Raw genomic sequence first — 12,673 nt, forward strand, 5'->3', positions numbered from 1 at the left:
GGGCGCGGTGTTCCCCCGGGGAACACCGCGCCCTTCGCGTATCTCTTGCGTCCCTCAGAACCTCAGAACCTCAGAACCTCAGGACTCGGTCCGGTACATCAGATCCGTCTCGTGCGTGACGAACCCGAGCCGTTCGTAGACGCTCACCGCCGCCTTGTTGTCCGCGTCCACGTACAGCATCGCCGTCGGCAGACCCGCCTGCGCCAGGTGGTTCAGGCCGATGGTCGTCAGCGCCTTGCCGAGGCCGCCGCCCTGCGCGCCGGACCGCACCCCGAGGACGTACACCTCGCCGAGGCCCTCGTCCGCGTGGACCTTGGTCCAGTGGAAGCCGACGAGTTCGCCGTCCTTCTCGGCCAGGAAGAAGCCCGCAGGGTCGAACCACGGCTCGGCCTCACGGTCCTCCAGGTCGCGCTGGGTGAGGGAGCCCTGCTCGGGGTGGTGCGCGAAGGCGTCCGCGTTCACCGCGAGCCAGGCCGCGTCGTCCTGGCCGGGCACGAAGGCGCGTACGGAGACGCCCGCGGGAAGCACAGGATCGGGCAGGTCGAGGCCCGCCAGCGGCCGCCGCATCTGCCGCAGTTCGCGGAAGAGGGTGAGCCCGAGCACCTGCGCCAGGTGCCGCGCCGCCGAGTGACCGCCGTGCGCCCAGATCCGCAGCCGTCGGCCCGACTCGGCGAGCAGCGCGGTGCCAAGGGCACGGCCGTGTCCGCGCCCGCGGTGCGAGGGGTGCACGACGAGCTCGGCGGCCGGGGCCTCGATGGGGTCGGTGTCCTCCAGCTGCGCGTACCCGACGAGGTCGTCGCCGACGCCGAGCAGCAGATGCCGCACCCCCGCCCGCGCGCCTCCCCGCAGCTGCAGCCGCCCCTGCTCGGACACGGCCTGCTGGCCGTCCGTGGCGGCCGCTTCCGCGATGAGGCCGAGCACGGCGTCGGCCTGGTCGGAGGTGAGGGCGGCGACCGTGTCGATCTGCCGCAGGGTGGCGGGAGGCTGCTGCTCGTCAGTCATGGAGTCGAGGGTACGGCGGCGGCCGGTCGGGGAGCAGATCGCGGACGTACTCCCGGCCTGCGGGGAGTGCACGACGGCGTACGCGCCGCTGCCACCGCGCCCGGCCACCCTCGGCCGCCCCCGCCCCCGTACGCCGTCACTCGTGCCCTTCGTACGTCGACACTCTTGCCCCAAGTGTCCGAAGTGCCCGCGATGGCAACCACCTCGTAACCCGCAACCCCCTGTCGCGCTACGCGCGTTGACTCTAGGCTGCGCGGGAGTTTCACACCCTCAGCCGCTCTATACCCTCCCAGGGGGACACGTGCCAGCCACTCCTCAGCCACGTCGGCCCAGACGCCGCGCCGCCCGCGTGCTCGCCGCCGCGGCCGGTCTCGCCACGCTCGGTGCGCTGGCCGCCGCACTGCCCGCGAGCGCCGGACAGGACCACGCAGGCAGGTCAGGCGCGGCGGACGCGGCGGGCAAGAAGCGCACCGTCGACGTGCAGCTGCTGTCCTTCAACGACTTCCACGGCAATCTGCAGCCGCCGGCGGGGTCGTCGGGCCAGGTGACGGAGAAGCAGGCGGACGGGACCGAGAAGAAGATCGACGCGGGCGGTGCCGAGTACCTCGCCACGTCTCTTCGTACGGCCCGCAAGGGCCACCCCTACAGCGTCACGGCGGCGGCGGGCGACCTCATCGGCGCGAGCCCGCTCCTGTCGGGTCTCTTCCACGACGAGCCGACCGTCGAGGCGATGAACAAGCTCGACCTCGACGTCACCAGCGTCGGCAACCACGAGTTCGACGAGGGGGCCAAGGAGCTGGCCCGCATGCAGAAGGGCGGCTGTCACCCCAAGGACGGCTGCTTCGAGAAGGGCAAGAAGTTCAAGGGGGCCGACTACCCCTACCTCGCGGCGAACGTGACCGACGAGAAGTCGGGCAAGCCCATCCTCAAGCCGTACTGGGTGTGGAAGCACAAGGGCGTCAAGGTCGGCTTCATCGGCGTCACGCTGGAGGGCACGCCCGACATCGTCTCCGCCGACGGCGTCAAGGGGCTCAAGTTCCACGACGAGATCGAGACGGTCAACAAGTACGCCAAGATCCTCGACAAGCAGGGCGTGAAGTCGATCGTCACGCTCATCCACGAGGGCGGCGTCCCCGCGTCGCAGACCTACAACTACAACTGTGACTCACCGGGCGCGGGCGACGGCATCTCGGGCCCGATCACCACCATCGCCAAGGGCATCACGCCCAAGGTCGACGCCCTGGTCACCGGGCACACGCACAACGCGTACGTCTGCTCGATCCCCGACCCGGCGGGCAAGCCCCGCATGGTCACGTCCGCCTCCTCCTTCGGGAAGCTCTACACGGACACGACGCTCACGTACGACCGTAAGACGAAGGACATCGTCCGTACGAGCGTGAAGTCCGCGAAGTCGGCGAAGTCGGCGAACCACGTCGTCAGCCGTGAGCAGGCGAAGGCGCCCGACATGACCTCGCTCATCTCCCGCTGGGACAAGCTGGCGGCCCCGGTGGCCAACCAGCCCGTCGGCTTCATCTCCGGCGACATCCCGGGCCGCGGCGCCACCACGCAGGAGGCGCCGCTCGGCGACCTGATCGCGGACGCGCAGCTCGCGCACGGCAAGTCGCTCGACCCTGAGACGGATCTGGCGCTGATGAACCCGGGCGGCATCCGCTCCGACCTCGTGCACAAGGCGAGCGGGAACGAGGGCGACGGCGTCGTGACGTACGGCGAGGGCTTCACCGTGCAGCCGTTCAGCAACACGGTCAATCTCGTCGACCTGACCGGCGCACAGCTGATCACTGGGCTCAAGCAGCAGGTGAGCGGGTCGAACGAGGCGTCCCCGAAGATTCTGCAGATCTCGGACGGCCTGACGTACACGCTCGACATGACGAAGTCCGGCGCCGACCGCGTCGTGACGGACTCGATCAAGCTGGGCGGCAAGGCGATAGATCCAGCCACCACCTATCGTGTGGCGATGAACTCCTTCCTCGCGGGCGGCGGCGACGGCTTCGCCGAGCTCGGCAAGGGCACGAAGCCGCTGGTCGGCAGCGATGACCTGAAGGCGTTCAACGACTACCTGACGGCCAACTCCTCGGCGGACAAGCCGATCGCCCCGCCCAAGGCGGACAGGATCACCGTCGTGAAGTGAATGACGCGTTAACAGTCGAACTCAGTAAGTGGCTGAAATTGGTTGTTACTGGGCGTGAGGCTTGGGGTGGGGTGTGAACGTATGGTGAACTCAGCTGATGCGTTCCCCCCACCGCATAGCCACGCTTCCGCCCGATCACGACCAGGCTTATTCGTCTGATGGTTGGCACGCCGAATCGGTTTCCCCAGACGCACCCCCCGAGCCGGTAGAGACCACCGCTCCGCTCAATCCGTACGACGAGCTCGGCGCCCTCGCGACCCCGAACCCGCTGGAGCAGTTCCTCCACGAGGCGGACGATGAGGATGAAGCCGACAAGTCGGATGCGCCGTGGCAGCCTCCGAACCACCGCCGCGGCAGCCGCGGACGTGGCCGTCGCCGCACCCGGTTCGCCGGGCTACCGCTCGCCGCGAAGGCCGTCGTCGCCCTCGTCGTACTCTCCGCCTTCCTCGCGCTCGGCGACCGCTGGGCCCTGCTCTACGCCGAGCACGAGGCCGCGGACAAGCTCAAGGAATCGATGCACCTGAGCGCGGCGCCCGAGGTCGACATCGAGGGCTTCCCCTTCCTGACCCAGGTCCTCGACAAGCGCGTGGACAAGGTCAAGGTCACCGTCCCTGACGTCGCGGCCGACCGGATCTCGCTCGCCCAGGTCTCCGCCACCGGGACGGACGTGAAGATCACCGGCGACGGCCCCACCGACATCAAGGGCGCCCTCATCCAGGAGATGAACGGCGAGGTGATGCTCTCCTTCGATGACCTGAACCGCGAACTGGGAGCGTCGCAGGTCACCTTCAGCGGCCACGGCCGTAACCAGGTGCTCGCGCGCGGCACGCTGCCCGTCGCGGGCCACGACCTGAAGCTGCGCGCCGACGCCCGCATCGAGCGCAACGGCGACCGCGGCATCTCCACCGACATCGGCAGGATGAGCCTGCAGATCGGCGACCTGGCGACCTACCGGCCCGGCACCCGCGACTCCGAGGGCCTGCACCTCAGCAAGAAGACCGCTGACCGGCTCGCCGAGGAGACCGCCAAGGCGAAGGCGCTGCTCTCCGTGCCGTCGATCGTCCAGCGGCTCGGCGTCTCGGACTCGGTGGTCAGCGGCGCCCTCAAGAGCGACACCAAGCTGCACGACCTCGTCGGATCGCCGCGCTTCATCAACGACGTGATGGGCCTCAACCTCATCGACGTGGCGATGGGCCACCCCGAGCTCCTGAAGAAGCTCGGCCTGGACCCGGCGCTCCTGAAGGGCCTCGCCCAGCTCACCCGGCCCGTGCTCGCCGACCGTCTGACGCTCGCCTTCCAGCTGCCGAAGCTGCCCGGGGACGGGCACGTGTGGCTGAAGGACGTGAACGTGCAGAAGGACGGGATCCGGGTGCGGCTCACGGGTACGGGGCTGAGCATCGGCAAGTAGCGGGTCGTCGGCGTGACCGGCTCACGTCGTGGGGGGCGGGGTCGGTGCGCCGGGCAGGCTGACCCTCGCCACCGTCCCGCCGCCCTCGTCGTCGGCGGGCCACAGCCCCACCTCACCGCCGGACTGGTGCACGGTGCGGGCCACGATGGACAGGCCGAGTCCTGAGCCGGGGAGGCTGCGGGCCGACGGGGAACGCCAGAACCGGTCGAAGACGTGCGGGAGTTCGTCGGCGGGGATGCCGGGGCCGTGATCGCGGACGGTCAGCGAGCCGCCCTTCAGGGCCACCTCGACGGTGGAGCCCGGGGGCCCGAACTTCACCGCGTTGTCCAGGATGTTCACGATGGCCCGCTCCAGGGCCGCGGGCTCCGCGCGTACGTACCAGGGGGCGAGGTCCGCGGCGAACGTCAGCTCGGGGCCACGCAGCCTGGCCCGTTCCAGGGCGGTCTCCACGATGTCGTGCAGGGCCACCACCTGCACCTTCCCGCCCTGCCCGCTGTCCGTACGCGAAAGCTCCTGCAAGTCGCCGATCAGCGCGGCCAGTTCCGTCATCTGCGCCGTGACCGAGGCGAGCAGGGCCTTGCGGTCGTCGGGCGGGATGGCGCGCCCGGTGTCCTCGCTGCGGGCGAGCAGCTCGATGTTCGTACGCAGTGAGGTGAGGGGGGTGCGCAGCTCGTGCCCCGCGTCGGCGATGAGCTGCTGTTGCAGGTCGCGCGAGGAGGCGAGCGATGCGGTCATGGAGTTGAAGGAGCGCGAGAGGCGCGCGATCTCGTCGTCGCCCTCGGCGGGGATGCGGAGGTTCAGGTCCTCGGTACGGGCCACGTGCTCTACGGCAGCCGTGAGCTCGTCGACCGGGCGGAGCCCTGTGCGGGCCACCCAGAGGCCGGCTGCGCCTGCGCCTAGTACGCCGATGCCCGCTGCCGCGGTGAGCAGCAGGGCGAGCTTGTTCAGGGGAGTGTCGATCTCGGAGAGCGGGCGGGACAGGGACACCGTGAGGTTGCCCTGTACCTGTGTCAGGACGCGCACTGACTCGCCGTCGTCGGTTTTGCCGTCGTGCAGGGTCTGCTCCCGAATGCCCTGGGCCACCTGCAGATCGTCCCCTTCCACCACGACGGGTGTGGAGCCGCGTCCCACGCAGCGCGTGCCGTCAGGCTGGACGACCTGCACGAAGACCGTCGTGGTGCCGGGCGCCGTCTCGTCGTTGGGGGAGCTGTGCGTGTCGCGACAGGGGGCTACCGTGTCTGCGAGGTAGGGGCCCCCGACGTTGAGGCTGCGCAGCGAGTCGTCCATCTGGTCCCGCAGTTGCGAGCGGGTGAGGAGCCAGCACGACACCGCGACGGCAGCCACGGCCAGGGCCACCACACACGCCACCAGCAACGCGAGCCGCGAGCGCAACGGCATCGTGCGGTACCGATGGAAGAACCCGCTCACTCGCCGCCCCCGCCGGAACCCGGCCGCAACACATACCCCACACCCCGCACCGTATGAACAAGCCGGGGCTCGCCCCCCGCCTCCGTCTTGCGGCGCAGGTACATGACGTACACGTCGAGGGAGTTGGAGGACGGCTCGAAGTCGAAGCCCCAGACCGCCTTCAGGATCTGTTCCCGGGTGAGGACCTGACGCGGGTGCGCGAGGAACATCTCCAGCAACGTGAATTCCGTGCGGGTCAGTTCCACCGTGCGCGCCCCCCGCGTGACCTCACGGGTCGCGAGGTCCATCCGCAGGTCGGCGAAGGCGAGCGTGTCGCCCTCCTCGGCCTGCCCCGCCCCGGCGGCGTACGAACTGCGTCGGAGCAGTGCGCGGATCCGGGCGAAGAGCTCGTCGAGTTCGAACGGCTTGACCAGGTAGTCGTCGGCGCCCGCGTCGAGCCCGGTGACGCGGTCGCCGACCGTGTCACGCGCGGTGAGCATCAGGATGGGCGTCAGGGAGCCGGTCGCGCGGAGTCGGCGCGCGGCGGTGAGGCCGTCCATGCGGGGCATCTGGATGTCGAGCACGACGAGGTCGGGGCGGTAGGCCGCCGCCTTCTCGAGGGCGTCGGCGCCGTCGACGGCGACCTCCGTGCCGTACCCCTCGAAGGCGAGGCTGCGCTGCAGCGCCTCCCGTACGGCGGGCTCGTCGTCGACGATCAGGATGCGCTGCTGCTGCTCGCCTTCGGCGGGGCTCATCGGCTTGTGACTTCCTCGAGTACGGGTCCGAGTGCGGTTCGGAGTACGGGTCGGACGGGGCCGGTATCAGCCTCGCACGCGTGCGCGGGGCTTGCGGCGTGCGGCGGGCCGGGACGGTGTCTGGGCTGCCGTGGCCACTTCCGGGGCGCGGGCGGCGGAGGAGCCGTGGAGTTCCCCGGCCACGGCGAGGGGGAGGCCGAGGCCCGCCGGGTCGGTGTCGGGGTGTCCCCAACCGATGGTGGTGGCGAGCGCGTGCCGGGCGCGGTTGACGGTGATCAGGGTGGTGGGCATGGCGGCCTCCAGAGGAGCGTTCGGGGTCAGTTGGTCGAGCCGGCCCGCAAGGTGTCGAGGTCGGCCTTGACCGTGTTGACCGGGATGGCGAAGCCGAGGCCGACGCTGCCGGAGCCCGACTGGTCGCCGCTCTGCGACGAAGAACTGGGCGAGTACATCGCGGAGTTGATCCCGATGATGTTGCCGTTCATGTCTATGAGGGCGCCGCCGGAGTTGCCCGGGTTGAGCGAGGCGTCGGTCTGCAGGGCCTTGTACGTGGTCTTCGACGACCCGGTGTCGCCGTTGAACTGCTCGCCGCCGTACTCGAACGGCCAGTTGCCGCCGCCCTGCTGTTGCTGCTGCTGGCCCTGGTCCTCGTCCGTCGAGACGGTGACGTCCCGGTCGAGGGCGGAGACGATTCCGCTGGTGACGGTGCCGGTCAGGCCCTCGGGGGAGCCGATCGCCACGACGTCGTCGCCGATCTTCACGTTGTCGGAGTTGCCGAGGCTCGCGGGCTTCAGGCCGGACGCGCCCTGGACCTTGATCAGCGCCAGGTCCTTCTTGCTGTCGGTGCCGACGACCTTGGCGTCGTACGACTTGCCGTCGTTCGTCTTCACCTTGACCGACGAGGCACCGGAGATCACGTGGTTGTTGGTGATGATCTCGCCGCCGGACGTGACGATCACGCCGGATCCGGTGGCCTCACCCGCGTTCGACTTCGCGCTGATCTCCACGATGCTGGGGCTGACCGCCTCGGCGACGCCGGAGACGGTGCCCTTCTGGCTGGTGGGCACGACGTTCGTGTTGGTGGCGCTGCTCGACGCGGTGTCGTTGCCGGTCAGCTCCTGGAAGGCGTAGGCGGTGCCGCCGCCGACTGCCGCTGCCGCGATGGCTACGGCGGCCAGGAGAGCGAGGGGGCCCCGGGCCCGCTTGCGCGGGGGCTTCGGGGGCGCTTCTGGTCCCTGTCCGTGTTGCTGTGTCGGCGCTTCCGGTGCGAAAGCGGGCGGGGGCGGGTAGGCGCCCTCCGTACCGCCATGGTGCACAGGCGCTGACGACTGGTGCTGCTGGGGGTACTCGCCGCTCTGGCGGAAGTTGTCGGTCATGGGTTCCAGGCTGGTCCGCCTTCATGAGAGACGGCTGAGTACGCCCTGAGAACGCCAATAGAAGTGCGTATGCCCGTTATAAAGGCGTCGGCATAAAGGCGTCGGCGCCGAACCCCTGAGCTTCAGGCGCACCCGCACGACTGCCGGACGACAAGACGTGACGGGAACAGCTTCAGCCGCTCCCGGCGCGACCCGGCGACCCGGAGGCCGTCGTCCAGGACGAGATCGACCGCGGCGCGGGCCATGGCGGGCCTGTCCGATGCCACCGTCGTCAGCGGCGGGTCCGTCAGACCCGCTTCCTTGACGTCGTCGAACCCGGCGACGGCCAACTGCTCCGGCACGTCGATCCGGAGCTCCCGCGCGGCACGCAGGATGCCGATCGCCTGGTCGTCGGTGGAGCAGAAGATCGCCGTCGGCCGATCCGGCCTGGCGAGCAGCTCAAGCGCCATCTGATACGCGTCATAGCGGTTGTACGGCGCCTCGAAGAGCCGCCCCTCGACCGAGCGTCCGGCCTCCTGCATGGCCCGCCGCCACCCCTCGACGTGGTCGGAGACGGGGTCGCCGACGGTCGGGGTCTCCGCGGTGCCGCCGACGCACGCCACGTACTCATGGCCGTGTTCGAGGAGGTGCCGGGTGGCGAGCTGTGCGCCGCCGAGGTCGTCCGTGACGACGGCGACGTCGTCGATCGCCTCGGGCCGCTCGTGAAGGAGTACGACCCGAGCGTCCCACGCGTCGATCTCGGCGGCGGCCGAATCCGTCAGACCGTGGCTGACGAGGATGAGCCCGGAGACCCGCATGCCGAGGAAGGCCCGCAGATAGTGGGCCTCGCGCTCGTCCACGTAGTCCGTGTTGCCGACGAGCACCATTTTTCCGCGCTCGGAGGCCGCCTGTTCCACCGCGTGCGTCATCTCCGCGAAGAACGGCTGGCGCGCGTCGGGCACGATCATGCCTATGAGGTCGGTCCGCCGCGACGCCATGGCCTGGGCGACCCGGTCGGGCCGGTACCCCAGCTCTTTGATCGCGGCGAGTACACGCTCGCGCGTGGCCGGGGCAACCGGCCTAGGTCCGTTGTTGATGACGTAGCTGACGACGGCGGTGGAAGTACCCGCAAGTCGTGCAACGTCATCCCGAGTCACCTTGGCCACGCGCGGAGTCTACGCGGATGGAACTACCGCTGGGCAGGGCGTACGACAGCTTCCTTCGGCACGATCACGGCGGGTGCCGCCTCGTGCTTCGCCTCCTGCTTCGGCTGCTGCCCGTGCTCGTCCTCGGCCGGTGGCGTCGCCGCCTTCGCCTTGGCTTGGTCGGCCGCACGTTCGACCTTCTCCGGCGTCACGAAGCGGTAGCCGACATTCCGGACGGTGCCGATGAGCGACTCGTGCTCGACGCCGAGCTTTGCGCGCAGGCGCCGTACGTGGACGTCGACCGTCCGCGTGCCGCCGAAGTAGTCGTAGCCCCAGACCTCCTGGAGCAGCTGGGCCCGCGTGAAGACGCGCCCGGGGTGCTGCGCCAGGTACTTGATCAGCTCGAACTCCTTGAAGGTCAGGTCGAGGACCCGGCCCTTGAGCTTCGCGCTGTACGTCGCCTCGTCGATGGAGAGATCGCCGTTGCGGATCTCCATGGGGGAGTCGTCGGAGGTGATCTGCTGGCGGCCCATCGCGAGCCGCAGACGCGCCTCGACCTCGGCAGGCCCTGCCGTGTCGAGGAGTACGTCGTCGATGCCCCAGTCGGCGGTGACGGCCGCGAGGCCGCCCTCCGTGACGACGAGGACCAGCGGACAGCCGGGTCCCGTGGAGCGGAGAAGCTGGCAGAGGCTGCGGACCTGCGGGAGGTCACGGCGGCCGTCGATCAGAATGACGTCGGCACCTGGGGTGTCGACGAGGGCCGGGCCTTCGGCGGGGGCGACCCGCACGTTGTGCAGCAGCAGGCCGAGAGCGGGAAGCACCTCCGTCGACGGCTGAAGGGCATTGGTAAGGAGCAGCAGAGAACTCATCGCTGCTCACCCGCCTGGGTCGTCCTACGGTTGTGCACGGTTCGCTCGCCCATAACGTCGGTTCCTCCTCGGTCCCTGCGAGGACGTTTACGGCACTGCTTCGTACTGATTACTGCGGCGGAGGGCCCGCGCCCGGGGCTCTCCACGTGCGGTTCTTTCGCGTTCGTATACGAACGTTCAGAAAGCACGAAAGGACCCGGGGGCTTCGCTGCCCGGATCCTCTGCCAAGGAGAATAGCCCACATGACTTCCGGTTCGGCAGGCCAAGCGGCGGGATCTTCTGTGCGGCCGATCACTCGCACTGTGCCCCGCGTTCAACGGCGCGCAACGCTCCGTACACAGGACGGAGTCGCCATCGAGGCCGCGTACGAGCCCGGACCCGACCCGGCGGGGGAGCTCGCGATCGTGCTCGCGCACGGCTTCACGGGCGGCGTCGACCGGCCGCACGTGCGCCGCGCGGCGGGCGTTTTCGCCCAGCGTGCGGCCGTGATCACGTTCTCCTTCCGGGGGCACGGGGCGTCCGGCGGGCTCTCCACGGTCGGCGACCGAGAGGTGCTCGATCTGGCGGCGGCGGTGGAGTGGGCGCGGTCCTTCGGCCATACGCGGGTGGTGACCGTGGGTTTCTCGATGGGCGGTTCCGTGGTGCTCCGGCACGCGGCGCTCGCAGGAGCCGCGCATGGGGGGCGCACGGAAGCGCGGGTTGACGCGGTGGTCGCGGTGAGTGCCCCGGCCCGTTGGTTCTACCGGGGAACGGCGCCGATGAGGCGGCTGCACTGGCTGGTGACGCGGCCCATGGGGCGTGTCGTGGGCCGGGTCGGCCTGCGCACGCGAATCCACCCGCACGAGTGGGACCCCGTCCCGCTGTCCCCGGTGGAATCGGTCCCGCTGATCGCGCCGACCCCGCTCCTGATCGTGCACGGGGACCAGGACCCGTACTTCCCCGTGGACCACCCCCGGATGCTGGCCGCCGCCGCGGAGGGCGGGGCGGAGCTGTGGATGGAGGCGGGGATGGGGCACGCGGAGAACGCGGCGGACGACGCGCTGCTCGGTCGGATCGCCGAGTGGGCCACGGCATCATGGACGTCGGCAAACGCCGAAGGACCGGCAGTGACCGAGGGATCGGCAACCGCCGAAGGAGAGGAGCTGCCGTGGTGAACGGCACCATTCGTTACTGGGCCGCGGCCAAAGCGGCCGCAGGCGTCGCGGAGGAGCCGTACGCTGCGACGACGCTCGCCGAGGCGCTGGACGCGGCACGCGAGCGACACCCCGGTGAGCTGGTCCGTGTACTGCGGCGATGCTCGTTCCTCATCGACGGCGATCCCGTGGGTACCCGCGGGCATGAGACGGTACGGCTGGCCGAGGGCGGCACGGTCGAGGTGCTCCCGCCGTTCGCAGGAGGGTGAGCAGCGCTATGAGCGATCCACGGTACGAGGGGTCGGGGCACGGGGACTACGACCCGTATCGCCAGGACCATCCCCCGGAGCAGTACCCCCAGCAGCAGCCGTATGCCTCTGAGCAGCAGTACGCCCAGCAGGCGTATCCGCAGCAGCCTCAGCCTCAGCAGCCGTACGGGCAGCAGCAGCCTTACGCCCAGGACTCGTACACCCAGCAATGGGAGGGGCAGACCTGGGACACGCAGGTCCAGCCCTCACCCGTGGTGGACGTGACGGAGACGGCGTATCTGCCCCCGCAGGGGTTCGGGCAGCCGATGCCTCCGGAGCCCGCTCCCGCTCCTGCTCCCGCACCTGTTGCCGAGCCGCAGCCCGCGGCCGACTCCGGCACGTACGGCCGCGCCACCACCACCGGCAACCCCCGTGTCACCGACGCCCAGCGCGCCCGTGCCGAGGGGCGGTCGCCGATCATAGAGCCGGGGATCCAGCCCGCCGCCCTGACCGCCGTCCTCGGGCTGCTGCTCGCCGGTACGGCCGCCATCGGGCAGTACGCGCTCCTCGTACCGCTCATCCTGCTGCAGGCCGTCACCGCCGCCGGATGGTTCCGGCTCAACGGGATGTGGCCCGCCCGGCAGGGCATCGCGCTGGCCTTCATGGGCGGTGTCGTCGCCGACATCGTGCTGCTCGCCACCGGCAAGGAGAACGCGCCCGCCGCGATCATCGGCACCCTGGGCGTGTGGGTGCTTCTCGTGCTCGTCCTTCAGCTGCGCAGCCGCGCGTCCGCCGACGAGCGGATGGCCGGTCTGATGGCGACCGTCGCCTCCTCCGCCCTCGCGATCATCGCGACCGGGCACCTCGCGGCGTCGGACGACGCGATGACGGTGGGCGGCATCGCCGTCGCGGTCGCCGTGATCGCCCGCGCGCTGCCCCTGCCGACGCCCGCATCCGTGGTCGTCGCGCTGCTCGCGGCGGCCGGAGCGGGCATCGCCGTCGGCGGTACGACGGACTTCGGCAGCAAGGGCGCGCTGCTCGGCCTCGGCGCCGGTGTCTGCGCGCTGATCGGCCACCGGGTCGCCAGCTACGACTATCCGTCCCGCTTCGTGCACATGACGGCGGGCGTCGCCCTGCCGCTCGCCGCGGCGGCCCCGGCCGTCTATCTCCTGGGCAGGGTCATCGGCTGACCGACAGAGGATCGT

12 protein-coding genes are annotated in these 12,673 nt (G+C 70.3%); 5 read left to right on the forward strand and 7 right to left on the reverse strand.

Going from position 1 to position 12,673, the window contains the following annotated elements; all coding sequences use genetic code 11:
* Window positions 1-78 precede the first annotated feature (78 nt).
* Entirely contained in the window at window positions 79-1,002 is a 924-nt protein-coding gene (mshD, locus tag ACWFRJ_RS42950) for a mycothiol synthase (RefSeq protein ID WP_453544248.1), read from the reverse strand.
* Window positions 1,003-1,303: 301 nt separating this feature from the next.
* On the opposite strand from mshD, the gene ACWFRJ_RS42955 reads away from it, so the two are divergent.
* Together ACWFRJ_RS42955 and ACWFRJ_RS42960 are read left to right on the forward strand one after the other, a co-directional pair.
* Window positions 1,304-3,151, forward strand: coding sequence for a bifunctional metallophosphatase/5'-nucleotidase (locus ACWFRJ_RS42955; RefSeq protein ID WP_453544250.1), 1,848 nt, complete (start codon window positions 1,304-1,306; stop codon window positions 3,149-3,151).
* Between the two features lie 97 nt (window positions 3,152-3,248).
* Window positions 3,249-4,559, forward strand: a complete 1,311-nt coding sequence (locus ACWFRJ_RS42960; RefSeq protein ID WP_453544252.1) for an LmeA family phospholipid-binding protein — start codon at window positions 3,249-3,251, stop codon at window positions 4,557-4,559.
* Window positions 4,560-4,580: 21 nt separating this feature from the next.
* On the opposite strand, the gene ACWFRJ_RS42965 is transcribed toward ACWFRJ_RS42960, so the two are convergent.
* The 6 genes from ACWFRJ_RS42965 to ACWFRJ_RS42990 form a co-directional block, all read right to left on the reverse strand.
* Window positions 4,581-5,987 (reverse strand): sensor histidine kinase, encoded by a 1,407-nt coding sequence (locus tag ACWFRJ_RS42965; protein ID WP_453544254.1) that lies wholly within the window; start codon window positions 5,985-5,987, stop codon window positions 4,581-4,583.
* Complete coding sequence (locus ACWFRJ_RS42970; RefSeq protein WP_453544256.1) at window positions 5,984-6,721, reverse strand: response regulator transcription factor; 738 nt, start codon at window positions 6,719-6,721, stop codon at window positions 5,984-5,986. The genes ACWFRJ_RS42965 and ACWFRJ_RS42970 overlap by 4 nt, the downstream gene beginning before the upstream one ends.
* Window positions 6,722-6,787: 66 nt before the next feature.
* Complete coding sequence (locus tag ACWFRJ_RS42975; protein ID WP_453544258.1) at window positions 6,788-7,012, reverse strand: hypothetical protein; 225 nt, start codon at window positions 7,010-7,012, stop codon at window positions 6,788-6,790.
* 26 nt (window positions 7,013-7,038) lie between these two features.
* Window positions 7,039-8,094 carry a S1C family serine protease gene (locus ACWFRJ_RS42980; protein WP_453544260.1) on the reverse strand — a complete coding sequence of 352 codons (1,056 nt, stop codon included), beginning with the start codon at window positions 8,092-8,094 and terminating at the stop codon, window positions 7,039-7,041.
* A gap of 122 nt (window positions 8,095-8,216) precedes the next feature.
* A complete protein-coding gene (locus ACWFRJ_RS42985) occupies window positions 8,217-9,239 on the reverse strand; it encodes a LacI family DNA-binding transcriptional regulator (protein ID WP_453544262.1) in 1,023 nt (340 codons plus the stop codon).
* A gap of 23 nt (window positions 9,240-9,262) precedes the next feature.
* The gene (locus tag ACWFRJ_RS42990) at window positions 9,263-10,087 is read right to left on the reverse strand and encodes a response regulator transcription factor (RefSeq protein ID WP_453544264.1); all 825 of its coding nucleotides are present in this window, start codon (window positions 10,085-10,087) and stop codon (window positions 9,263-9,265) included.
* Between the two features lie 242 nt (window positions 10,088-10,329).
* Between ACWFRJ_RS42990 and ACWFRJ_RS42995 the strand changes: the two genes are divergently transcribed.
* The 3 genes from ACWFRJ_RS42995 to ACWFRJ_RS43005 are packed head-to-tail and all read left to right on the forward strand — an operon-like array spanning window position 10,330 to window position 12,658.
* Window positions 10,330-11,241, forward strand: a complete 912-nt coding sequence (locus ACWFRJ_RS42995; protein WP_453544266.1) for an alpha/beta hydrolase — start codon at window positions 10,330-10,332, stop codon at window positions 11,239-11,241.
* Complete coding sequence (locus ACWFRJ_RS43000; protein WP_160505846.1) at window positions 11,235-11,489, forward strand: MoaD/ThiS family protein; 255 nt, start codon at window positions 11,235-11,237, stop codon at window positions 11,487-11,489. Before ACWFRJ_RS42995 ends, ACWFRJ_RS43000 begins: the two co-directional genes overlap by 7 nt.
* Before the next feature lie 8 nt (window positions 11,490-11,497).
* Window positions 11,498-12,658 carry a hypothetical protein gene (locus ACWFRJ_RS43005; protein ID WP_453544269.1) on the forward strand — a complete coding sequence of 387 codons (1,161 nt, stop codon included), beginning with the start codon at window positions 11,498-11,500 and terminating at the stop codon, window positions 12,656-12,658.
* Window positions 12,659-12,673: the final 15 nt, after the last annotated feature.

Source organism: Streptomyces sp. NPDC055239, assembly GCF_053606205.1.

Coding starts and splice junctions, on each gene's coding strand:
- mshD (WP_453544248.1), bottom strand. CDS start 1,002: ATGACTGACGAGCAGCAGCCTCCCGCCACCCTGCGGCAGATCGACACG.
- ACWFRJ_RS42960 (WP_453544252.1), top strand. CDS start 3,249: ATGCGTTCCCCCCACCGCATAGCCACGCTTCCGCCCGATCACGACCAG.
- ACWFRJ_RS42970 (WP_453544256.1), bottom strand. CDS start 6,721: ATGAGCCCCGCCGAAGGCGAGCAGCAGCAGCGCATCCTGATCGTCGAC.
- ACWFRJ_RS42975 (WP_453544258.1), bottom strand. CDS start 7,012: ATGCCCACCACCCTGATCACCGTCAACCGCGCCCGGCACGCGCTCGCC.
- ACWFRJ_RS42980 (WP_453544260.1), bottom strand. CDS start 8,094: ATGACCGACAACTTCCGCCAGAGCGGCGAGTACCCCCAGCAGCACCAG.
- ACWFRJ_RS42990 (WP_453544264.1), bottom strand. CDS start 10,087: ATGAGTTCTCTGCTGCTCCTTACCAATGCCCTTCAGCCGTCGACGGAG.
- ACWFRJ_RS42995 (WP_453544266.1), top strand. CDS start 10,330: ATGACTTCCGGTTCGGCAGGCCAAGCGGCGGGATCTTCTGTGCGGCCG.
- ACWFRJ_RS43005 (WP_453544269.1), top strand. CDS start 11,498: ATGAGCGATCCACGGTACGAGGGGTCGGGGCACGGGGACTACGACCCG.